This is a genomic window from Haloarchaeobius caseinilyticus (genome assembly GCF_051207395.1).
Lineage (GTDB): Archaea > Halobacteriota > Halobacteria > Halobacteriales > Natrialbaceae > Haloarchaeobius.
The window spans coordinates 75,261-99,016 of sequence record NZ_JBPJZC010000001.1; the positions used below are offsets into that span (position 1 = coordinate 75,261).

Sequence of the window (23,756 nt, forward strand, 5' to 3'; positions counted from 1 at the left end):
CGACGTAACCGACTCAGTTCGCGTTCTTCGGGTCCAGCCCGTCACGAATCGCGTCGCCGAGTATCGACGCCGAGACGACCGTGAACGCGAGCGCGAGGACTGGCCAGAGGGCAATCCAGTAGACGTAGGGGAACGCCGCGGAGAACGAGTGGATGCCCTGTGCCGCGATTTCGCCCCACGAGGCGATCATGATGTCGTTCAGGTCCATGTAGGAGATGGCGGCCTCGATGAGGATGATGGTCGGAATCTGCCGGGTCAGCCCGACGATGGCCGCGTTCGAGACGTTCGGGATGACGTGCGTGAGGAGGATGCGTGCGTCCGACGCCCCGGCCGACTGCGCGGCGAGGACGTAGGCGTCTTCGCTGCGCTGGATGGCTTCAGAGCGGACGAGGCGCGCGAGGCCACCCCACGAGAGCAGCCCGAAGACGGCGACGAACAGGAACAGCGAGCGGCCCCAGTACGAGAGGACGATGTAGGCGACGAAGGCCGGAATCGTCTGCTGAACGTCGACGTAGCCCATCAGGAGCGTGTCGAGTCGGCCACCGAAGTAGCCCGCGATGGAGCCGACGACGGTGGCCACCGGGACGATGATGGTGCCGGTGATGAGTGCGACTTTCACCGCCACGTGAGCGCCCGTGAACAGCACGGGAATCATGTTCTTGCCGAACGGCGTCGTCCCGAGCGGGTAGCGAAGCGTCCCGTAACAGCGCTCCGTGGTCTCGGTGCCGAGACAAGGGTCGGCGACCCGAGCCGGTCCCCACAGGAACGCTGGCGGCTGGAAGGAGTGTGGCATGTTGATGCTGGCCTGCCAGAGCAGCGGGCCGAGGAAGCCGACCACGACGACGGCCGTGAGGTACACGAGACTCGCGATTGCGAGTGGGCGACGGCGGATGACGCGCCAGTATCGTTGCCGGAGACGCGCCGACGATGCTAGCGGCCAGCAGACGAACAGGAGGACCGCCCACACCGCAGGGACGAACAGCCAGTCCGACTGGACGAAGTTCCACGTCATCGGCGTCACGAGGAAGAACCCGAGGTCGATGTGCGGTCCGACCGCGACGAACGTCGGTCGCGTCGGGGGCAGCGCGACGTAGTCGTAACAGAAGAGGACGACGACCGCGAGAAAGCCAGCGAGTGCCAGCGAGATACGAGTGCTCGGCAGCGATTTGCCACCGTCGACCTCGTCCCAGTCGACGGATTCGAACGTCTCTGTCATGGCGAATCAGCGCCGGCCGGGACGACCGACGAGTTTCTGCGTGAAGCCGACGCCGCGAGCGAACACATGGTGACACCGGACGAGGGCGGCATGTAAAAACGTACCAATATGTACAGTCGTGATTTTGGTCACCGCATATTCTTTACTACTCGGACGTATCGTCCTGCCAAGATGAGCGATTCGACCCACCCGAGACCGACACACGGGGTGGACGAGGCGTGAGCCGCCTCACCTTCGTCGCACGCCGGTTCGGCCTCTCGGTCGTCGCGGCCTACGCCGTGATGACCGTCTCTTTCTTCATCGTTACCAGCATCCCGGACCCGAACGTCGGCCTCGCGGCGTTCCAGGCGAAAGGCGACAAACAGGAGGCAGCGAACGCAGTCATCGAGGCGAAGAACCTGAACGACCCGCTACTGGACCGCTACGTCGACTGGCTGGTCAACATGACGACGTTCGACTGGGGACACTCGGTGGGGCTGTTCGGGGACCCCGGCCCGGGCGTGACGACGGTCCTCCAACGGGCGATTCCGGTCACCCTCGCCTACCTCGTTCCCGCCCTCGTCCTGTCGACGATTCTCGCACTGGTCGTCGGGTCCTACGTCGCCCTGCGCCCGTCGTCGCGTCTCGCCCGCGGCGTCTCCTACGTCGGCTACCTCGGACTGGGTATCCCGAGTTTCTTCGTCGCCGAACTCATCCTCTTCGCCGCCAACGTCGAGTTCGAGTGGGTGACGCTCACGTTTCCGCGCTCGCTCGACCTCGCCGACCCGGTGTCGCTGTGGCCCTTCCTCGTCCCGGCAGCAGTGCTCGCCACGTCGCTCGCCGCCGGCCAGTTGCGCTACGTCCGCGCCGAAACGTCAGACGTACTCGGCGAGGAGTTCGTGAAACTGGTTCGAGCCAAGGGCGCGACAGACAGCCGAGTGCTTCGCCACGTCCTCTCGAACGCCGCACTGCCGCTCGTCTCGCTCTTTTTCGCCGACCTCGTCTCGACGATGATCGTCCAACTGTTCGTCGTCGAATTCGTCTTCGGCATCCCCGGCGTCGGCGACCTCGCCCTGCAAGCCGCGAAAGACCGCAACGTGCCGGTCATCATCGGCACCACGCTGACACTCGCCTACGTCGGTATCGGGGCGAACTTCCTGCAAGACGTGGCCTACGCCTGGTTCGACCCGCGCGCAGAGTTCGAGTAGTCGCCACCGCGTGTCGTTGGATATCGTATGTCAAATGCGCGTTTTTCCAATCGCCTGTTATAACTCACATGCCTGCGATAGTCCTGTATGTCCCCACTGACGCTCCCTTCCTCCTCGGTCTCGGGTGACGTGACTGCATGAGTCGACTGTGGTACATTGCGCGTCGCTTCGGGTTCGCCACGTTCGCAGCGTACATCGTCCTGTCCGTCGCTTTCTTCGTCGTCGCCACGATCCCGGACCCGAACCTCGGCATGATCGCGCGGGGAGCGCGTGACCAGGATTCGGCGCTCGCCGCAGTCAGAGAGGCGAAGAACCTCGACGAACCGCTCATGGACCGGTACGTGAACTGGCTCGTCGACTACGCCACGTTCGACTGGGGTACTGCCGTCGGTGCCTACGGGCAACCGGGCGCTCCCATCACCGACATCCTCGCCGACGCGGTCCCGATTACGTTGGCCTACGTCCTGCCGGGCGTCGTCGGCTCGTTCGTCGTCGCGCTCGCCGTCGGCTCGTACCTCGCACTCGCGCCCGAGTCCAGACTCGCGCAAGTCCTCTCGTCAGGGAGTTATCTCGCGTTCGGCGTCGCGAACTACTTCCTCGCCATCTGCCTCGGCTTCGTCATCAGCACCGAGCTCGGCTGGCGACTCAGCTTCCCCCGTGACCCGGTGGCCGCACTCACCACGGACCCTCTGTCACTCGTTCCGTACCTCGTCCCCGCAGCCGTCCTCTCGACGACGCTCGCCGGCGGCCAGTTGCGCTACGTCCGCGCCGAATCGGCCGACATCCTCGGCGAGGACTTCGTGAAACTCGTCCGGTCGAAGGGTGCATCCGACGTTCGGGTGATGCGTCACGTACTGTCGAACGCCGCGCTCCCGCTCGTCTCGCTGGTGTTCGCCGACCTCCTCTCGGTGCTCGTCGTGCAGGTGTACGTACTGGAGTTCGTCTTCGGCATGCCCGGAATCGGCCGCATCGGTCTGCAAGCCATCGCAGACCGGAACATGCCGCTCATCATCGGGACGACGATGGTCGTCGCCTACGCGGGCATCGGCGCGAACTTCCTGCAGGACGTGGCCGCGGCCTGGTTCGACCCGCGTGCCGAGTTCGAATGAACAGGTTCTTTACCGCGCTGGCTGGAAGGTTTCCGTAACGACTATGTCCGACAAACCTGCCTCGATGTACCGGCAAATCGACAAGCCGTCGTACACGCGCCGCGAGTACATCACGGGGATTCCCGGTTCGAAAATCGCACAGCACAAGATGGGCGACACCGCCTCTGACCCCGACGACTGGCCCGTCCAGATCAGTCTGTACCTCGAAGAGGAGTGCCAGATTCGCCACGGGTCCATGGAGGCCTCGCGCCTGTCCGCGAACCGCCACCTCATCAAGGAACTCGGCGAAGGCAACTACTCCATGATTCTCCGCAAGTTCCCCCACCAGGTCCTGCGCGAGAACAAGCAGGCGACCGGTGCGGGTGCGGACCGTGTCTCCGACGGCATGCGACAGGCCTTCGGGAAAATCGTCGGCACCGCCGCACGCTGTCAGAAAGGCGACCGACTGTTCACCTGCTGGTGCACCGTCGACCAGGCCCCCGCCGTCAAAGAGGCCTTCCGCCGCGCCTACAACAAGATTACCCCGCCGTGCCGCATCGTCGTCGAGCGTGGCGAGGAACAGCTCATCGCGTAATCGACTCTGCCGAGCTCGATTCATTTTCCGTCCCGAATTTACGACGCTCCCGAGCGTCGAGTCGCTTGCGTCGCGCCGAGTGTAAATGAACGGCGGCGGCGACGGCGAGCGTCACCGCGAACAGCCCCGCGTACGCGAGGCCTGAGACCGCCCGGAACGGTTCGACGCCGAACCAGGCGAGGCCGGTGAGGACGCCGAAGACGGCGGCGAGGCCGAGGTAGAACTCGCTCCAGTGGAGTTCGTTCTCCGGGACGACCTCGAGGTACACGTCGAACGCCGAGAGGTCGGTCGCGGGGGCGACGGTTCCGCGTGACTTGTCGTAGTCGACGATGCCGTGTTTCTGCAGCATCGGCAGGTGCGTCTGCACGAGTGACGTGTACACGCGCTTTCGTTGCTTGTACTCCAGCGTCTCCGCTGGAATCCCACACTCGGCAGCAGCCACGAGAGCAGTGAGTTCTCGGACCGTCACCTGCCCCCTGCCGGCGACGACCTGCAAGACGAGTCGCCGACGCTGGTTGCTCAGCGTGTGGAAGACGACGTCCTGCGTGAGTGGCTCGGAGACGGATTCCTCCTCGGCGGGCGACTGTGCCACTGGCACCGACGACCCACCGTCTCCTGGTTCGGTGACGACCAGCCCCGGCGATGAAGAAATGCGATTCACTAGTACTGTACTGGGTTGAGGAACATCTTAACCTTTCGCTTATTAGTCCAATTTTTATGATATATCGTCGTAGGACTGTCTCAGACTCAGCTGTACGACGGTTTCACGGACTCTGGACTACTGCGGCACGAAACGAGAGACAGGCCTTCAGCAGGCAGTTCGTACCGTGGCCACAGACGGCGGTAACGATGTCATACCTATGCCGTCGAAGCCTGTAAATAGCGTGACGAATAGCCACCTGAGCGTGGCGTTCGGGTGACGATATGCAAGAGACAGTGAAAGAACAGGGGACGCAGTTCGATTCGATAGTCAACAAGATACGCCGACCGGAGTACACTGGTGACAATCGGTGTCTCCCGTGTACCGCGACGAACCTCGTCATCGGTGCCGGGCTGACCGCGGGCGCGTACGTCGTCTCGCCGCTGGCGGCCGTCCCGGTCGCCGCCGGTTCGCTGGCGATGATCTACTTCCGCGGCTACCTCGTACCCGGCACGCCGGAGTTGACCAAACGCTACTTCCCGGAGTGGCTGCTGAAGAAGTTCGACAAGGGGACGAAAGAGTTCGACCCTACTGGGTTCGACGTCGAGACGGCACTCGTCGAAGCCGGCGCACTCGAAGAAGATTCGACCGGCCTCGACCTCCAGTTGACCCCGGCGTTCGCCGCGGCGTGGGAACACCGAATGGCCGAACTCGCCGACCGCGAAGCAGACGTCGACGAACTCGCAACGATTCTCGACGTGGACGCGGACCGACTCGCCATCACCGAGCAAGACGGTGACGCCTTCGTCGCCTGGCTCGACGGCGATTGGCTCGGGCAGTGGGAGTCTCGGGCGGCCTTCGTCGCCGACATCGCTGGAGCGAAAGAACTCGAAACCCGGTACGACGGCTGGGACGTGCTCCCGATGCTCGTCCGCTCGGAACTGCTCGGCGGTCTCCGACTGTTCATCGAACGCTGCCCGACCTGCAGCGGACAGGTCGCGTTCGGCCAGCAGGTCGTCTCGTCGTGTTGCCGGTCGTACGACGTGGTCGCTTCGTCCTGCCAGAACTGTGGTTCGCGACTGTTCGAGAGCGAAGTCGACCTCGACGCGTTCGCGGAAGCGACTGCCTGAACTGGTCCTTTTTCGATAGCGGAACCGACGACGAAGAGTGCTGACAGCGTCTCGCGTGCCGATGTCGCGCGTCAGTCGTTGTCCGCAGCCACCGCACTGTTGCATGATTGTGGCTGTCGCTGTTTCTGTGTCGTGGATGTGACTGTCGCTGGTCCTGAGTCGTGAACGCGCTCTGAGCGCGAGCTATCGAACGAGTACGACCGGTTCCACCGGCAGTGAGAAGAGGTCCGCCGTCGTCAGCGCTTCAGCGACCGCAGCAGGTTGAACCGCGACTTCCAGAGTTGGTAGCCCGTCGAGCCGGCGAACGCCACGAGGAAGCCACTCGACCAGAGCAGTGGGTCGACCAGTTCGAGTCCCGGAACGCCCGCGAGCGAGGCGACCACGGTACACAACCCGAGGACACCCAGCCCACGGTAGAACTCCGCCCAGGTGATACCGTGACTCGTCACCACCTCCATGTAGATGTTCACGTCACGCGCGCCGTCTAACAACTCGATGTACTTCCGGTTAGAGTCGTACTCCAGCACGCCGAGTTCGTCGAGTTTCGGCAGGTGCGTCTGGTGCAGCGAGACGTACACCGCGTCGCGGACGTTCCGCGGTGCAGGCTCCTCACCCGACTCGATGGACGCGATGAGTTCGGACAGGTCGCGTAGGGTGATGGTTCCCACGGTCTGGTTCAGGATACGGAGCGTTTCCCGTCGGCGCGGGTTGCTCAGAATCTGGTGTATGTCGCACTCCTGCAGTCTGTTCTTCCGTGTAAGTGTTGGTAACATCGTTTCCCCCGACGCCAGTCGCTTAAGCAATCCCCCGGCGTCCTCGAACTACTGGTAGGGGAGTTGATGGGTTATGTATAGCTCGCGTACTGGGTGGTAAGCGGTGCCATCCGGTAGGCGCGCCGAAATCGAGAGACCGGGGTGAGATAGTCGGTGATTCGGTGTGGTCGAACTCGTCGTGTAGCCGGTTCGAATCCCTCATTTGTTCCCGGAATCGTTCAGTTCGGTTCGTGTAAGCAACACCTCAGAACGGCCAGTAACGGGTTCGTAACCACCCAAGCCAGCCATAAGTAAACCCCTATACAACTGAGATGTCGCTAACCCACCACCGCTGAAGGACTCCTCGGGGGGAGCCGCGGAGGGAGGGGAACACACGAACAACCAACGAACGACCATGACACAAGACAACAAACTTTCGCTGTCTCGCCGCCAGGTACTGGCGGGTCTCGGAACCATCGGCGTCGCCTCGGCGGGCGCAGGTCTCGGTACGACCGCGTTCTTCAGTGACACCGAACGACTCCAGGGCTGGTACGAGGCGGGCCGCGTCGACCTGCTGCTCGACTACCGCACCACGTACATGCCGTGGGAGCGCTACGACCTCCAGATGATTCCCGAGGACGAGCGCCCACCCATCGTTCCCGGAACGAACGACATGGTGTACCAGCTCGACTCTGTGCCGGACTTCGGTGAAGTCCTGACCCACGACGAGTGGGGCCGCCGGGCACTCGCACTCGACGCGTGTGCGAGTCCGCAAGACGAGTTCGCAGCCCAACTCATCGACGGTGAGTCGGGGATGTTCATCGACTTAGACGACATCAAGCCGCTCGACCGCGGTGAGACCACCTTCTCGCTCCACCTCTGTGGAAACCCATCCTACCTGAAAGTCAGAGCGGAGGGCATCGAGTACGGTGAGGACTACCGTGAGGGCGTGACCACGCCCACGGAACCAGAACGCGAACACGGCGACGACGACGAAATCGGTGAACTCCAGGAGTTCATGCACGTCAAGTTCTGGTACGACCCGAACTGTAACAACATCAAGGACATGGAGACGCAGACGGTCTGTGTCCAACTCGCACTCGACAACAGTGACTCGATGGACGTCGAGTACGTGCCCGGCGGTGACCCCGACCCGACGAAACTGGCGAGCACCAAAGACGGTGCACTCGCACTCATCGACGCGCTCGAAGACGAGGTCGACCCGGACGACGAAGACCTCGACCCCAAGCACGTCGGTGTGACGCTGTTCAACGGTGACGGCAACGAGGTCCCCGTCATCAACGGGAACAGCATCGACCCCACCGCTGACGCGGCCGCGCTGCGAGCGCTCATCAACGACGACTACAACGGTGACCAGGCAGACGCCGATGGCTCCGTCGGTGCCGGTATCGCCGACGCAGCTGCTCGCGTCGCCGACTGCGCCGACTACAACATCGTCGTGTTCGTCTCGAACGGTGTCGAGAACGTCGAAGGTGCCCGCGAAGAGGCCGACGACGCGCTCGCGATGGACGGTGTCGACGAAGTCATCGCCGTGTTCATCCAGCCCGGCAACGACACGCTGACCGAGTTCGCCGGCTTCGCCGGACAGGTCTTCGAGGTCAACACGCCCGAGGACATGGAGGACGCGTGGACCAGCATCGTCCAACAGGTACAGGCCGCACAGGTCGTCGCCGGTGAAGAGGTCTGCCTGTTCGAGGGTCCCCTCGCACAGTTCCTCGACCTGCTCGACGACGGCGACATCATCCTCCCGCCCGCGACTGGCGAGGAGAACGCCTGCACGCTCGGTGCGGCGACCAACACCATCGGGAACTGCTTCAAAGAAGGTGTCCACTGCTACGGTCTCGAGTGGTACTTCCCGTGCAAGGTGTTCGGCACCGCAGCAGAACCCGGGTTCGCTGACCTGAACGTCTGCGACGAGCAGTACGCCAACATGGCGGCGTACCTCTACGACCGCTTCGGCCTGACCAGCCGCGACCAACTCGAAGGACTCGTCAACGTCGCACAGTCCGACACCATCCACTACGAACTCGTGTTCTCGGCGGAACAGTGCCGCCACAACACGATTCCCGAGGACGACGGCGACAACGGCGACAACGAGACCGGCAACACGACCATCCCTGTCTGAACTGGCCACAGAACAGTAGGGGACGAAATCGTCCAACCCCACCCACACTGGCGAGACTGACGCGATAACCGCGTTACGGCGGTTCGATTCCGCCGGTGGGCCTAACCCGCGACGACGGGGGACTCCCCGGGGGCGGGTAACACACAACCATATCATGACCACCAAGAACTCTACCAAACTGTCCCGGCGACAGGTACTCGCAGGGCTCGGCACAATCGGCGTCGCCTCGGCGGGCGCTGGACTCGGCACGACTGCGTTCTTCAGTGACACAGAACGGCTGCAGGGCTGGTACGAGGCGGGTCGCGTCGACCTGATTCTCGACTACCGCTCGACGTACATGCCGTGGGAACGCTACGACCTCCAGATGGTCCCCGAAGACGAGCGGCCGGCCATCGTCAAGGATACAGACGGGATGACGTACGAAATCGGTGCCGCGCCAGCAATCCGGTACGTCGAGTCCGGCGAGGCGCTCTCGCACGAGGAGTGGGGCCGAGTCGTCACGGGCGCGACCGACATCCCGACCGCGTGCAACTTCGACGACCCGACGGACATCTCGAACTCGCTGCCTGCTCGCTTCGAGACGGTCCGTGGCGGCACCTACCTGCCGGGCTACGTCGACGGTCAAGACAACGGCGATTCGAGCCAGACGGCCATGTTCGTCGACCTCGTCGACATCAAGCCCCACGACAGTGGTGAGACGACCTTCTCGTTCCACCTGTGTGGGAACCCGTCGTTCCTCTACGTGGAACTCGTCGAAGACGAGACCCACAGCGACGAAGATTACCGCGACGGCGTGACGACCCCGACCGAGCCGGAGCGCGAAGCGGGCGAGCCGGACGAACAGACTGGTGCGTTCGAAGGCGGTGAACTGTGCGACTACCTCTACGTGGTCGTCTCGCCCGACCCCAACTGTGACAACCGGACCGACTCGGAACTGCTCGGCCCCGAGGACGAGGACGACGGTGCCAGTATCGACCCCATCTACGCTGGGTCGATGTCCGGCTGGATCGAACTCATCCGGGACGCGCCCGACGGGAAGCTGACCATCCCGCCCGTCAATGGCGCGGCCGGTGACCCAGTCGTCGACGCGAACTGCTTCCAGCCCGGTGTCCACTGCTACGCGATGGAGTGGTACCTCCCGTGCCAGAACGAGGAGACCGAGGACGGGAAGTACGGCTTCGCAGACTTGCCCGTCTTCAACAACCCGGAAATCGGTTCGGGTACCTTCGCAGAGGAACTCGTCTCGCGCGGCTACGAGGACGGCGATTCGGGCGTCCCGCTGAACGCGAACATCACCCAGACCGACACCTGCCACGTCGGCCTGCAGTTCACCGCCGAACAGTGCCGCCACAACACGACGCAAGCCACCGACGTCGAGGTTACGACCAACACCGGCTGGGTGAACGTCGAGGAGAACTTCAACGGCGACGCATCGAAGACCGCCGAAGGGCACGCTCGTCGCGGGAACACCCCCGCCGACCAGCTTGCACTCCGGACGACGGGTGACGCCGTCGTCGACGGGTTCACCGGACACGCCTACACCGGCGGCTTCGAGAACTTCACCTTCGAGTACGACGGGGCCGGCCTGTACACCTTCACGGTCGGCGGGAACTCGGTCAGCGGGAACATCGGTGCCCCGAACGGTCGAATCGGCATCCAGACGAAGGCCGACGAGGCCGTCGTCGAGGTGCAGAACCTCTCGCTGGCACTCGACGGGACGATGCAGACGCTCTCCGGGCCGACCAGCGTCTCGGCCAGTAACGCCGGGTCTGGACGAGACCTCCGCTACCTGGTCATCGACACCACCGCCGGCGACCTCGCGAACGGCTTCACGGTCGCAGGGGAGGTCAAGATGACCGACAACGGTGCCACGCAACAGGAATCGTTCGCCTTCGACGTCGTCGTCGAGTGAGTCGAACGACCGACAGCCGAAACGCGGCCGACTGGGGCCGCACCGACTCACACTGGACGAACTGACGCCCGCTCGTGGCGTCACGGCGGTTCGATTCCGCCGGTGGGTCATAACCCGCGACGAAGGGGACTCCCTGGGGGGCGGGTGACACAAACCGATACCATGACTACCAAGAACTCTACCAAACTGTCCCGGCGACAGGTACTCGCTGGCCTCGGCACCATCGGTGTCGCCAGTGCCGGCGCAGGGCTCGGCACGACCGCGTTCTTCAGCGACACCGAACGGCTGCAGGGCTGGTACGAGGCGGGTCGCGTCGACCTCATCCTCGACTATCGCTCGACGTACAATCCGTGGGAACGCTACGACCTCCAGATGGTCCCCGAAGACGAGCGGCCCGCCATCGTCAAGGGCACGGGCGGCATGACGTACGAAATCGGTGCGGCACCAGCCATCCGCTACGTCGAATCGGGCGAAGCACTGTCGCACGAGGAGTGGGGCCGGCTCGTCACCGGTGCGACCGACGTTCCGGTCGCCTGTGACTTCGAGGACCCGACCGATATCTCGTCGGCGCTACCGGACCGGTTCGAGACCCTCAGCGGCGGCACCTACCTGCCGGGCTACGTCGACGGGCAGGACAACGGCGATGCCAGCCAGACCGCGATGTTCGTCGACCTCGTCGACATCAAACCGCACGACAGCGGTGAGACGACCTTCTCGTTCCACCTCTGTGGCAACCCGTCGTACCTCTACGTGGAACTCATCGAGGACGAAACCCACAGCGAGGAGGACTACCGTGAGGGCGTCACGACGCCGACCGAGCCGGAACGCGAAGCAGGCGAACCCGCAGAACAGACCGGCGCGTTCGAAGGCGGCGAACTCTGCGACTACCTGTACGTCGTCGTCTCGCCCGACCCGGACTGCGACAACCGAACCGATTCGGAACTACTCGGTCCCGAAGACGACGACGACGGCGACGACATCGCGCCAGTCTACGCTGGCTCCATGTCCGGCTGGATCGAACTCATCCGCAACTCGCCCGACGGGAAGCTGACCATCCCGCCCGTCAACGGCGCAGCGGGTGACCCCATCGTCTACGAGAACTGTTTCGAACCGGGCGTCCACTGCTACGCGATGGAGTGGTACCTCCCGTGCCGGAACGAAGAGACCGAAGACGGAAAATACGGCTTCGCAGACCTGCCCGTCTTCAACAACCCGGAAATCGGCGCGGGCACCTTCGCAGAGGAACTCATCTCGCGCGGCTACGAGGACGGCGATTCGGGCGTCCCGCTGAACGCGAACATCACGCAGACCGACACCTGCCACGTCGGCCTGCAGTTCACCGCCGAACAGTGCCGCCACAACCCCGAGTGCAACGAGGCGGGCATCGACATCTCGACCGGTGTGGCGGACTGGGAAGTCGTCTCCGTCCCGGCCGGTGAAACCGCTGGCCCGGCACAGAACATCTCGACGCACCCGGCGTGGGTCGACGCGCCAGTGAACAGCTTCGGTGCACAGACCTCGTGGATCAACCACGCTGGTGGCTCAGGTCAGTCGAGCTACGAAGCCGAGGACTACGTCTACGAGACCAACTTCGCCGTCTCGCCGGCGAACGTCGACGGCACCTGTGTGCTCGACTTCGAGTGGTCGTCCGACAACAAGGGGGCCGTCGAGTTCGACCTCCTGAAGCTGAACAACGACTTCAGCACGGAACAGGTCGCGGCGTACACCGACAACGACCGGCAGTATCAGGTCCTGTCCGGACCGGAGCAGTACGCGCTCACCGAACCGGGCCAGTACAAACTCCGCGTCACGGTCCGCAACAACGAGCCCGACGACGGTCCCAGCCCGACTGGCCTGCTCCTCTCGGGTGGCGTCACCTGTGAGTGCGCGGAGGTACAGATACAGTAGCCGGCCTGACCACAGCAGTTGCCTCTCTCACTCCATCTCTCTCTCCTCTCTTCGCGGCAGACGTGGGTACTCGGACGTCCGTCCGACGGCGGTTCGACTCCGCCGGTCAGTCTTCCGCCAGACGGCGGGCATCATCATGTCACACTCACCGTCACGACGGCTCACCCGGCGACAGGTGCTCGCCGGACTGGGAACCCTCGGCGTGGCGAGCGCAGGTGCCGGACTCGGCACGACCGCGCTCTTCACCGACACCGAGCGCACAGCAGGCTGGTACGAGGCCGGTATCGTCGACCTGAAACTCGACTTCCGGACGACGTACCGACCGTGGGAACGCTACGACCTCAACCCGGACGAGCCACGGCCACCGGTCGTGCCCGGCACGGACGGGATGACGTACGAACTGGGTGTGGTGCCGCAGTTCCGTTCCGAGAACGAACCGCCGCTGACCCACGAGGAGTGGGGCCAGCGCGTCCGCGAGATGGTCGTCTGCGAAGGCGAGTCGGGCTACGACCCGGAACTCGCCGGCCAACTCGTCGACGGCGAGCAGTGCGAGTTGTTCGTCGAACTGGACGACATTAAGCCGAAGGACGAGGGCGAAACGACGTTCTCGCTGCACCTGTGTGGCAACCCGGCGTACCTGCTGGTTCGTTCGCTGGTCGAGGACCACGAGGGGAATCCGCTACCGCGCTTCCCAGAGAATCTCGTCGTCGAGCCGGAGCGACAGGCCGGCGACGACGACCTGACCGGCGACGACGCGGGCGAACTCGCCGACTACATGCACGTCACGGTCTTCGCCGACGCGGACTGCGACAACCTCGAAGACGAGGGCGACACGGTCCTGTACGCGGGCTCGCTCCGCGGCTGGCTGGACCTGCTCGCCGCCGAAGGCGAAGTCGCGATTTCGGGCGACAGCACCGCCAAGACCGGCTGCTTCACGCCCGGAACGCACTGCTTCGTGCTGCGCTGGGTCCTGCCATGTGTCGAGTCCGATTTCCGCGACCTTCCGTCGCACGCCGACACGGTGTTCGATATCGAGGACCCCGACCGGGACGGCGACGGCGAGTTCACGTTCAACGACGAACTCCGCTGGCGCGGCCACGTCGTGACCGACGGCGCGGGCCTCGTGTCGACGGCCGACGCGAACGTGAGCCAGACCGACGGCGTCCACTTCGGCCTCGGCTTCCGTGCAGTCCAGTGTCGCCACAACGACGGCCCGTCGAACTGGGTCGGTGGTGAGGGAACGACGAACACGGAGACGACGACCGAAGAAGAACAAGGGACGACGACAGCCGGCCCTGGAACCACGACCACTGAGGAACAAGGGACGACGACCGAAGAACAGCAGCCGACCACGGAACCGGGGACGACTGCGACGACGACCACCACGACGACCGAAGAACAGCAAACCACCACCGAGGAGGAGACCACGACCACCACCGACGTGCCGACCACCACCGAACAGCCCACGACCACCACGACGACGTCGACTGGTTCGGGCGGCAGTGGGGTCAGGCGGTTCAGTCGTCGCTCCGGCGGTATCCAGTTCCTGCCCGACGTGACGGTCGACCCGTCCGAATCCGAAGTCGGCTGCCGGGCCTGTGCCCTCCCGGCTGATCCCGCTCCGAGCGAGGAGTTCGCGGTCACCGGCGTGGACACGTCGCTGTTCCCGTCGGTCGGCGTGACCGTCCAGACGCCGCCGCTTCGAACGGTCGACCTCGAATCAGGACTCGTCTGCGAGGACGGCTGTGGCCGCCTCGCGACGCTCGAACAGGTCGACGCGGGGGACCGACTCGACGTGGTCTTCCTGCTCGACGTCTCGGCGGGGATGACCGAACCGCTCGCACACGTACAGGCGCAACTCGCGGAGACGGTCGACGCCGTCGAGACTACCGGATACGACGCACGGTACGCCGTCCTCGTCTACGCGGACGACGACCTCGCGTCGTGGGACCCGACGAGCAGACACGCCGTCGCACAGGACACCGGCGACGGTAACCCGGCGGCCGCGTTCGTCGACGCCGCGACTGCCGGGGCGAGCGTGACCGGCCTCAGCCCCGGCGACCACGTCGGTTACGGCGGTATCGACGGCTCACAGGACGGGTACGAAGCGCTCGTCACCGCGAGCGAACTCCCGTTCCGGGCGGATGCACAGCAACTGGTCGTGCAGGTGACGAACTCGGCGAACGAGGCCGACGGCGCAGGCGAGACGCGAGCCGATGCAGTGGCCGCACTCGCCGGAACCACGTACGTCGCCGTCTCCAGCAACATCGACGCGGTCGACCAGCCGAAAGGGCTGGCGGCTACCGTCGGTGGGACGTGGATTCACGTCGGCGACGACGACTGGTCGGGCATCCTCGACGCTGCCGAGGCTGGTACGCGAGCGACGTACGAATGCTGGTACGTGTCCCCGAACGAGACCGCCGACGGGACGACCCGGCGCGTGAGCGTCGGGGCGACCGTAGACGGCGTCGACCGGTCGGCGGCGACTACGTACGAGGTGGCGAGGTGAGCAAGCCGGGCGAAACGAACGTGAACCGTTCGGCGAGAGAATCGAGCGACGGCGACGACACTAACGCTCCGTTCGGCGTGAGTCGGCGGAAACCACGAACCGTTGTGGTAACCGATTCTGTCGCTCGTGAACAGTATATCGGCCATACCTAAAGTATCAAAATGCTAAAAGACAGGCGTCACACGGAATTCGACAGCCGGCCGTCCGGGGGGACGGTCGAGACCGGCGACCCGGGGGAGACACGAATGACAGCACACACGAGAAGACACACGATTCGCAACCGGCCAGCGACGTGCCGGACCGGCGGCCGAACCACCGGGACGACATCGGAACGGGGGGCGCGATGACTCGTCGGAACACGATGAGTCGCCGGGCCTTGCTCGCGACGATGACCGGCATCGGCGCAGTCAGCACCATCCAACTGGTCGGGACTCGCGCGAGCCTGCTCGACGTCGAAGCACTGGGGAGTGGGTCCGCCGCGGGGGCGGTCGACCTCGAAGCGTACTGGCAACCCGGTGACTCGCACGGGCCCGGAGACGACTACCTGCGAGTCGTGTCGTCCACGACGGATGGTGACACGCCGACGGTACAGTCGTTCGGGCGGAAAGGCGGAAAAGACCACGACGAGGACGACGACGAGAAGGACAAGGAGTACAACGCGAGCGGGTCCGGGAGCCTCTGTGCGAAAATCGTCGACGGCGGAAACCCGAGTTGGGTCTGGCTCGCGTCGAACTGTCCCGAAGCAGACTGTGGCATCTACCGTGACCTGACGGTGACGGTGTTCTACGACCGCGACGGCGACGGGAAGCGAGACGACGACGACGACCCAGTACTCTTCGAGTCGGTCACCCTGTGTGAAGCGCTCTCGACGTTGAACACTGGGGTGCAACTAGATGGGACGGCGACGGGGGCGGAGACGCCCGAACCCTTCGAGCCCGGGACGCCGGTCTGCATCGGCTTCGAGTGGGAGTACGAGCGAACGCACGAGTACGACTGGAAGGACGACAGCAAGAAAGGCGACGACTGGTGGGACCACGACGGGAAGAGAGGTGACGACCGCGACGACGAGGACCACGATGGCGGATACGACGGGGGTCCCGTGACCCTCGACCTGCATCTGGTCGCCGAACAGGCCCGCCACCAGCCTGCGACGAACCCGTTCAGCGCAGACTGTGAGATCACCTGCGGCGGCGAGTGCGGCACGAAGGGCGACGGGAAGGGAATCAGCTGGATTTCGTTCTGCACGGACGAGAAAATCCATCCTGAAGACCTGACTCTCGGCGTCGTGGCGACGAACGAGGACGACGAAGTGACCAGCGTGTCGTGGGAACTCGACGAGGACGTCGACGCGAACGTCGTGCAGGTCGTCATCAAGTACGGTCGCTTTACCGCGTACCGTACCTGCGCCGACGGCGAGACGTTCGAGGAAGAGAGCTTCGACTGCCTGCGCTCGGGCGTGTCGACCTCTGGGGTCGGCTTGCGCGTCCTCGACGTGGCTGTCGACTCGAACTTCAACAAGTGTCCGTGCCCGCACGGGACCAAGGGACTCAAGTTCGAGTTCGACGGCGACAGACTCTCCGATGGCGATTGGGAGTACCTGCACTGCGGTGAAGAGGACCGCGACCGCGACGACTAAGACTGGAAAGACGAGGACGACAGGAGCGGCGGCTGGCACTGAGAAAACGGCGACTGACCGACTACCCGTAGCGGTCTCCTGACGCACGAACGTGCGACGGAGGGCGGTTCGATTCCGCCGACGGGCGTCCCTTCGGGGAGAGTGATACCGGGCGCGAAGCGTCCGACGAAGGGGAATACCATGACGAAGAAACAGACATCTACACGGCGATTGCCGGGGGGAACGCCGCTACTGACGGTGGTGAACGTCGTCGCGATAGTACTACTGCTCGCGGCGGTCGTTCCCTTCGTCATCTACTCGGTCCCACAGGTTGTGGGCGCAGACCAGAGTTACGTGGTACTGACGGGGAGCATGGAGCCGGCGATTTCGCCGGGAGACGTGGTCGTCGTCACCGCGGTCGACGCCGACGCGGTCGGTGTTGGCGACGTGATTATCTACAACCGTGAGCGCCAGTCGGTGCCGACCACGCACCGCGTCATCGAGGTGGTCGAGACCGAGACGGGCGAGCGAGCCTTCCGCACGAAAGGTGATGCGAACGAAGACCCAGACAGCGGGATGGTCACGGAGGCCGCCCTCATCGGGAAGATTACGCTGACGCTCCCGTACATCGGCTACGTCATCGAGTTCACGAACTCGCCGACCGGGTTCATCGCGCTCGTGTTGCTCCCGTTCGCACTGCTCGTGCTGAACGAGCTGTGGTCGCTGTTCCGCGCGTGGCGCGGGAGCGACGACGACGGTGATTCGGCTGCGGCGGCCACTGTGGCCACTGCAGCCACCTCCGCCGGGTCGACCAGCGACTCGGCAACTGCGAGCGAATCGGAGACCGAACACGCAGGCGAGGGAGAAGAGTCGACGGTAGCCACCGCAGCGATTGCGGCGACGGCGAGTACCGACGACGACACTATCACGTTCACGCGCGATGGCCTCCTGCTCGGGTCGGGTGTCGCCGGCCTGTTGACGCTGTACAGCGGTGTGGTCCTCTGGATCGCCTACTCGCGATCACTGCCGTTCCAGCAGTTCGTGACGTTGACGATGATGGGCTTCGTCGCCTCTGTCGCCCTGTTGCTCGTGCTCCTTCGCGCCTGGTCGAGTACGGCAACGACCGAGGACGACGCAGAACCAGAGGAGCCGCGGCCGTCGGTGACCGACGGTGGGCACGACCGCACCGAATCGGTCGAGAACCGTCGGAGAGAGGCTGGCAGCGATGATTGACCGCGCGGCACTCCCCGTCCTCGTCTGCGCGCTCGTGGTCGTCTCGACCGTGAGTATCGCACCCGCCGGGACCCTCTCGACGTTCTCCGACACGGAGCACGTCACGGTCCAGTTCGACGTGTCGAACCACGACCGCGATAACGACGGTGACGGTAGACGGGTTGCCAGTTTCACCAGCCTCGCGGCTGGGGGTGAACAGGGTGACTGGGAAGGTGCCATCCACGTCGTCTACGACGGCGAGGAGGCTCCGACCGTCGACGTCACCATCCCCGAAGACGGGACGCTCCAGTTCGAGATATCCCGTGCGAGCCCCGAGCCAGCACGGTTCTACATCGAGACTGGTCGTCTCACCGACGCGCTCGGTGTTTCCGAGTCGGCGGTCGACGAGATGCAACTTCGACTCGACGGCGCGGCACTCGCCTTCGAGGTCGTCCGTGGGACCGACGGGGACGACTACCTCACCTTCGTCGTCGACCACTTCTCGACGCGGACGGTGACCATCACTGCGCCACCGACGGTCGACGAGTCAGTGACGGCCGACGGATCGTCGAACGAGGCCGAGCGCGGCGAGTCGAGTGGAGCGAACGCGGACGACCGTGACGATGGGTCCAGCGACGAGGGAACCGACACTGGCGACGAGAACTCGACTGCCGACGACGACGACAACACGTCCGTCGGAGACACGGACTCGACCGTCGAAGACACGGACTCGACTACCGACGAGAACAGTTCGGTCGCCGACGATAACACGACCGACGTTGGTGACTCAGTTCCCGACGATGGGAACGCGACCGCCAGCGACGAGAACTCGACTGTCGACGACGGTTCAGCATCTGACACCGACACCGGGGAAACCGACGTGAACGACGCCGACGATGGCGACAACGTCACGAACGGCGACCAAGGCGCCGAGAGCCCGGACGGCAACACGACGGAGACAGATGGCCCCGCTGACGACTACGACCCCGCTGACGACGACGGCCCGACCGGGAACGAATCCGAGCAACCCGGAAACGAAACCGAGTCGACCGACGACGAACCGTCGACGACAGAGTCAGCCGAGAGTGGCGATGAGAGAACTGAAGCCGGCGAGACCGACGAGTCCTCCGAAGCCGGTGAGGAGACCACCACCGAGAGTCAGACTACCGAGGACGACGAGTCAGTCACGAGTGACTCTGGCGTGTCACAATCAGCCGAATCCTCGGCAGAACAGTCGACCGAGACAGCAACTGATGCGGCGTCGAGTTGAATCGAAGAGGGGTCCGCGACGCGTGCCGAGACGACCTGTCGTCGGTCCGCTCCTCGCGATAGGGCCGGTCCGAACTGAGTTAACGACACGAGCGGTTCTCGGCTACCTGAGCCGACTCGGATACCTGATTGGACTGCGCCCGGACGCGCCGAAGCGGAACGCGCTCCTCGTCGTGATCTACCTCCTCGTCTGTCTCTCGCTGTGGGGACTGCTGACCACGGTCCGTTGACCCGGTCACTCGTTCACCCGAAACTCGAACCGTGCACCGTCGAATTTTCCGTCTCTCGCCTCTCCCGACACGGCCTGCACGGTCCAGTCGTGTGCATCGGCGATTTGCGAGACGATTGCGAGGCCGAGCCCGGTCCCGTTTGCCGTGCCGGTCACGCCCGGTTCGAACAGGTCGTCGCGGCAGTCGTCGGGGATACCGGGACCGTCGTCGGCGACGACGAATCCGTCTCCGTCTGGCAGCGAGTCGACCGAGACGGTGACCGCCGAATCGCCGTGTTCGACGGCGTCTCCAGCTTGCAGGGGGCTTGTGGAGCCATGCTCCACAGCGTCACCGGACCGTGTCCGGTGGCTCGTCGAACCGTGTTCGACGGCGTTCCGGAACAGGTTCTCCAGCGCCCGGACGAGTCGTGAGCGGTCCGCTTGCACTGTCGTCGCCGTCTCGACCGAGAGTGTCGCGTCCGCGGTGTCGACGTTTCGCCACGCCGTCTGGGCCGCCTCGTCGAGTGGGACCGCAGTTCTGTCTGTGACGGTCTCTCCATCGCGGGCGAGCGCGAGCACGTCAGCGACGATGGTCTCCATGCGGTCGTGACTCGTCTCTATTTCGTCGAGATGGGCCGCTGCGTCTCCGTCGACGTTCTCGCGGAGCAGGTCGACGTACCCCTGTGCGATGTTGAGCGGGTTCCGCAGGTCGTGGCTGACGACGCTCGCGAACTGGTCGAGTCGTTCGTTCGTCGCGGCGAGTTCGCGTTCTCGCTCTCGGCGGTCGGTCACGTCCCGCGAGTTGACGACGATGCCTTCGACGAGCGGGTCTGCGAGCAGATTCCGGCCGACCGACTCGTGAATTCGCCAGTCGCCGTCGGCATGCTGGGTTCGGTACTCGGCCCGTGCGACCGCGGTGCCATCGTCGAGGCCGTCGCTGAAGAGGGTCGCCAGTCGCTCCTGGTCGTCGGGGTGGACGTACTCGAACGCGCTCGTTCCGACCATGTCGCGTGGCTCGTAGCCGAGGATTCGACTCGTCGAGGGACTCTGGTAGGTGATCGTGCCTGCACTGTCCAGTACCGTGACGATGTCAGAGGAGTTCTCGATGAGCGTCTGGAAGCGACGCTCGGTTCGGCGTTGATCGGTGATGTCTCGGAGTAAGACGAGGGTGAGGTCGTCTGACGTTCCGGGCGAAGAGACGGCGGCGTCGACGTAGCGCCGGGTGGCCCCTTCCCCGAGCACGAATTCGGCACGAGCATCCTCATCAGATTCGCGGTCGCTTCGGTACCGGTCGAGCAGATCGACCGATTCCGGCAGGGCTTCGGAGACGGGGTCACCGGCCGAGAGCGACCTGCCGAGCAGTCGATTCGCGGCCGGATTGGCGTCGACGACGCGGTCGCGTTCGTCCACGACGAGGTAGCCGTCGCGCATCGTCTCGATGACCGACTCGCGCCCGACCGGGACCACGTCGAGCAGTCGGTATCGGACGATTGCGACCCAGAACGCGAGACCGGAGATGGTGAACACGACCGAAGTCAGGTTGACGTGCTCGTTCGGGCCGACACCGAGCACGAACGCGACGTTCAACACCAGTGGTACGGTCGCACCGAACAACAACAATCCAGCTTGTCCCCGGAACACGGATTCCTGCCGGCGAGCCCACTGGGCGATGACGAGCGAGCCAGCGACGTTGAGGGTGTACGAGTAGAACGCGTGAAAGTAGAACGCAGGGCCGAGGTCTCGGTCCAGTACTGGAAACGGTTCTGCCACGACTACGGCGTCCGTGTACAGCAGTCCCGGCGCGGTGAAAAAGACGACGAGCATGACCACGGGCTGGAGCGACAGGAGTCCGACCAATCGCGGCGTCACCCAGTGCTCGCGGCCGGTGTACGAGAGTGTGAACAGAATCCAACTGGCAGGGACGAACACCGACCAGACGTTCGTCACGAGCAGCCAGAACGACTTCGCCGTCTTCGCCTCCTGCCAGAGTTGGACCGCGTAGGTCACCGACCAAAGGCTCGCGAACAGCATCACGACCCCGAACGAGACCAAAACCGTCCGGTGGCTCGGTCGACGACGCGCGTACAGAAACCCGTAGCCGGCGATAGTGCTCGACAGCACGAACGAGACCAACAACAGCCCGACGTAGGCGTAGAGTTCGGCCGACATATGTTTGTGGCGACTGGGGACCCGGGCAGCGGTAGAGTCGCCGCGCTCGTGCATCTACTCACGACCCGCCCGCTTAACTTCGCTGGCCAACCACGAGGTGTCGACGATTCGATTGCTTTTCCGGCAGAGAAAGCCGAACCGGCGGGATTTAAGCGGGCGCGATACGCGCGTTCAGACGCATGAAACTTCACGAGTACCAAGCGAAGCAAGTCTTCGCTGACGCCGGTATTCCGACGCCGGATTCGACGCTCGCCGACAGCGTCGAAGGCGTCGTCGAGGCGGCCGAGGAGATCGGCTACCCGGTTGCTGTCAAGGCGCAGGTACAGGTGGGCGGCCGAGGCAAAGCAGGCGGCATCAAGCTCGTCGAAGACGAAGCCGAGGCACGCGAGGCAGCCGAGTCCATCCTCGGCATGGACCTCAAGGGCTACCACGTCGACAAAGTCCTCGTCGAGGGCGCTGTCGACTTCGTCAACGAACTGTACGTCGGCATCACGATGGACCGCGGCGAGGGCAAGCCGGTCGCCATGGTCTCTACGAAAGGCGGCGTCGACATCGAGGAAGTCGCCGAGGAGACACCGGACGCCATCGTCCGCGAGCACATCGACCCCGCGTTCGGGATGCACCCGTACCAGGCCCGTAAGGCCGTCTACGAGGCAGGTGTCGAGCGCGACGTCGCTCGTGACGTCGCCTCGGTCCTCCAGACGCTCTACCAGCTCTGGGACGACCGTGACGGCTCCGACGCCGAAATCAACCCGCTCATGATTACGGCCGACCGCGAAGTCGTCGCGGCCGACGCCGTCATGAACATCGACGAGGACGCGCTGTTCCGCCAGCCCGAACTCGCCGAGATGGAAGAGGAAGCCGCATCCGGCGGCGACGAACTCGAACAGATGGCCGACGAATACGGCTTCGACTACGTCCGTCTGGACGGCAACGTCGGCATCATCGGGAACGGCGCAGGGCTCGTCATGACGACGCTCGACCTCGTCGACCACTACGGCGGTTCGCCCGCCAACTTCCTCGACATCGGGGGCGGCGCGAAGGCAGAGCGTGTCGCGAACGCACTCGACATGGTGTTCTCCGACGACAACGTCGACTCCGTCGTCTTCAACATCTTCGGGGGCATCACCCGCGGCGACGAGGTCGCCAAGGGTATCAACGAAGCACTGGAGCAGTTCGACGAGATTCCCAAGCCGGTCGTCGTCCGCCTCGCGGGCACGAACTGGGAGGAAGGCATGGAGATCCTGAACAAGGACCTCGTCACCGTCGAGAAGACGCTGGAAGACGCAGTCCAGCGTGCGGTCGAGTTCTCCAAAGAGGTGAGTGACGAATGAGTGTACTCGTCGACGACGACAGCAAGGTAATCGTACAGGGTATCACCGGCGGCGAAGGCAAGTTCCACGCCGGTCAGATGATCGACTACGGCACCAACATCGTTGCCGGTGCCGTGCCGGGCAAAGGTGGACAGGAAGTCCACGGCGTCCCGGTCTACGACACGGTCCAGCAGGCCGCCGAAGAGCACGACGCCGACGCGTCCGTCATCTTCGTGCCGCCGGCGTTCGCGGGCGACGCCATCTTCGAGGCCCTCGACGCGCCCATCGACCTCGCGGTCGCCATCACGGAAGGCGTCCCGACGCAGGACATGGCGAAGGTGTACAAGCGCCTCGGTGAGGTCGACACGCGACTCATCGGCCCGAACTGCCCCGGCATCATCACGCCGGGTGAGGCGAAGCTCGGCATCCTGCCGGGCAACATCTTCGAGTCTGGCAACGTCGGTCTCGTCTCCCGCTCGGGGACGCTGACGTACCAGGTCGTCTCGAACCTCACCGACCGCGGCATCGGCCAGTCCACCGCCATCGGTATCGGCGGCGACCCCATCATCGGGACGGACTTCATCGACGCCCTCGAACTGTTCGAGAACGACCCCAACACCGACGCCATCGCCATGTGCGGTGAAATCGGTGGCGAGGACGAGGAAGAGGCCGCAGCCTACATCGACGAGCACGTCGACACGCCAGTCGCCGGCTTCATCGCGGGCCGCACCGCGCCGCCGGGCAAGCGCATGGGCCACGCCGGTGCCATCGTCTCCGGCTCCGGGACGGGTACCGCACAGTCCAAAATCGACGCCCTCAACGACGCGGGCGTCCCGGTCGGCGACACCCCCGAGGAAGTCGCCGACGCTATCGAGAGCTTCCTGTAA

The 23,756-nt window shown here is 64.5% G+C and carries 18 protein-coding genes; 14 read left to right on the forward strand and 4 right to left on the reverse strand.

Annotated elements, in window-relative coordinates:
• Positions 1-13 precede the first annotated feature (13 nt).
• A complete protein-coding gene (locus ACSC1P_RS00425) occupies positions 14-1,216 on the reverse strand; it encodes an ABC transporter permease (protein ID WP_435358150.1) in 1,203 nt (400 codons plus the stop codon).
• A gap of 218 nt (positions 1,217-1,434) precedes the next feature.
• Here ACSC1P_RS00425 and ACSC1P_RS00430 point away from each other — a divergent pair, with 218 nt between their 5' ends.
• The 3 genes from ACSC1P_RS00430 to ACSC1P_RS00440 all read left to right on the forward strand — a co-directional run bounded on the left by ACSC1P_RS00430 (position 1,435) and on the right by ACSC1P_RS00440 (position 4,086).
• On the forward strand, positions 1,435-2,403 hold the full coding sequence (locus ACSC1P_RS00430; RefSeq protein ID WP_435358151.1) for an ABC transporter permease: 969 nt from the start codon (positions 1,435-1,437) through the stop codon (positions 2,401-2,403).
• Positions 2,404-2,540: 137 nt separating this feature from the next.
• Positions 2,541-3,512 carry an ABC transporter permease gene (locus ACSC1P_RS00435; RefSeq protein WP_435358152.1) on the forward strand — a complete coding sequence of 324 codons (972 nt, stop codon included), beginning with the start codon at positions 2,541-2,543 and terminating at the stop codon, positions 3,510-3,512.
• 43 nt (positions 3,513-3,555) lie between these two features.
• Positions 3,556-4,086, forward strand: a complete 531-nt coding sequence (locus ACSC1P_RS00440; RefSeq protein WP_435358153.1) for a 50S ribosomal protein L16 — start codon at positions 3,556-3,558, stop codon at positions 4,084-4,086.
• Here ACSC1P_RS00440 and ACSC1P_RS00445 read toward each other — a convergent pair.
• On the reverse strand, positions 4,076-4,747 hold the full coding sequence (locus tag ACSC1P_RS00445; protein ID WP_435358154.1) for a DUF7344 domain-containing protein: 672 nt from the start codon (positions 4,745-4,747) through the stop codon (positions 4,076-4,078). The two genes, ACSC1P_RS00440 and ACSC1P_RS00445, sit on opposite strands and share 11 nt — an antisense overlap.
• 263 nt (positions 4,748-5,010) lie before the next feature.
• Here ACSC1P_RS00445 and ACSC1P_RS00450 point away from each other — a divergent pair, with 263 nt between their 5' ends.
• Entirely contained in the window at positions 5,011-5,856 is an 846-nt protein-coding gene (locus tag ACSC1P_RS00450; RefSeq protein ID WP_435358155.1) for a DUF8054 domain-containing protein, read from the forward strand.
• A gap of 236 nt (positions 5,857-6,092) precedes the next feature.
• Here ACSC1P_RS00450 and ACSC1P_RS00455 read toward each other — a convergent pair whose 3' ends face one another.
• Positions 6,093-6,629, reverse strand: a complete 537-nt coding sequence (locus ACSC1P_RS00455) for a DUF7344 domain-containing protein (RefSeq protein WP_435358156.1) — start codon at positions 6,627-6,629, stop codon at positions 6,093-6,095.
• Positions 6,630-7,023: 394 nt separating this feature from the next.
• On the opposite strand from ACSC1P_RS00455, the gene ACSC1P_RS00460 reads away from it, so the two are divergent.
• The 8 genes from ACSC1P_RS00460 to ACSC1P_RS00495 all read left to right on the forward strand — a co-directional run bounded on the left by ACSC1P_RS00460 (position 7,024) and on the right by ACSC1P_RS00495 (position 19,409).
• On the forward strand, positions 7,024-8,754 hold the full coding sequence (locus ACSC1P_RS00460) for a hypothetical protein (protein ID WP_435358157.1): 1,731 nt from the start codon (positions 7,024-7,026) through the stop codon (positions 8,752-8,754).
• Positions 8,755-8,908: 154 nt separating this feature from the next.
• Positions 8,909-10,666 (forward strand): hypothetical protein, encoded by a 1,758-nt coding sequence (locus ACSC1P_RS00465; protein WP_435358158.1) that lies wholly within the window; start codon positions 8,909-8,911, stop codon positions 10,664-10,666.
• Positions 10,667-10,828: 162 nt separating this feature from the next.
• Positions 10,829-12,574 (forward strand): hypothetical protein, encoded by a 1,746-nt coding sequence (locus ACSC1P_RS00470; protein ID WP_435358159.1) that lies wholly within the window; start codon positions 10,829-10,831, stop codon positions 12,572-12,574.
• Between the two features lie 136 nt (positions 12,575-12,710).
• Positions 12,711-15,083 carry a vWA domain-containing protein gene (locus tag ACSC1P_RS00475; RefSeq protein WP_435358160.1) on the forward strand — a complete coding sequence of 791 codons (2,373 nt, stop codon included), beginning with the start codon at positions 12,711-12,713 and terminating at the stop codon, positions 15,081-15,083.
• Between the two features lie 361 nt (positions 15,084-15,444).
• Positions 15,445-16,719 (forward strand): hypothetical protein, encoded by a 1,275-nt coding sequence (locus tag ACSC1P_RS00480; protein WP_435358161.1) that lies wholly within the window; start codon positions 15,445-15,447, stop codon positions 16,717-16,719.
• Between the two features lie 180 nt (positions 16,720-16,899).
• Positions 16,900-17,931: a signal peptidase I gene (locus tag ACSC1P_RS00485; RefSeq protein WP_435358162.1), complete on the forward strand. Its 1,032-nt coding sequence runs from the start codon at positions 16,900-16,902 to the stop codon at positions 17,929-17,931.
• Positions 17,924-19,180 (forward strand): ICP22 family protein, encoded by a 1,257-nt coding sequence (locus ACSC1P_RS00490; RefSeq protein ID WP_435358163.1) that lies wholly within the window; start codon positions 17,924-17,926, stop codon positions 19,178-19,180. The genes ACSC1P_RS00485 and ACSC1P_RS00490 overlap by 8 nt, the downstream gene beginning before the upstream one ends.
• Before the next feature lie 22 nt (positions 19,181-19,202).
• Positions 19,203-19,409 (forward strand): hypothetical protein, encoded by a 207-nt coding sequence (locus tag ACSC1P_RS00495; protein ID WP_435358164.1) that lies wholly within the window; start codon positions 19,203-19,205, stop codon positions 19,407-19,409.
• Positions 19,410-19,414: 5 nt separating this feature from the next.
• On the opposite strand, the gene ACSC1P_RS00500 is transcribed toward ACSC1P_RS00495, so the two are convergent.
• The gene (locus ACSC1P_RS00500) at positions 19,415-21,556 is read right to left on the reverse strand and encodes a histidine kinase N-terminal 7TM domain-containing protein (RefSeq protein WP_435358165.1); all 2,142 of its coding nucleotides are present in this window, start codon (positions 21,554-21,556) and stop codon (positions 19,415-19,417) included.
• 179 nt (positions 21,557-21,735) lie between these two features.
• Between ACSC1P_RS00500 and sucC the strand changes: the two genes are divergently transcribed.
• Positions 21,736-22,890 carry an ADP-forming succinate--CoA ligase subunit beta gene (gene sucC, locus ACSC1P_RS00505; RefSeq protein WP_435358166.1) on the forward strand — a complete coding sequence of 385 codons (1,155 nt, stop codon included), beginning with the start codon at positions 21,736-21,738 and terminating at the stop codon, positions 22,888-22,890.
• Positions 22,887-23,756 (forward strand): succinate--CoA ligase subunit alpha, encoded by an 870-nt coding sequence (sucD, locus tag ACSC1P_RS00510; protein WP_435358167.1) that lies wholly within the window; start codon positions 22,887-22,889, stop codon positions 23,754-23,756. The genes sucC and sucD overlap by 4 nt, the downstream gene beginning before the upstream one ends.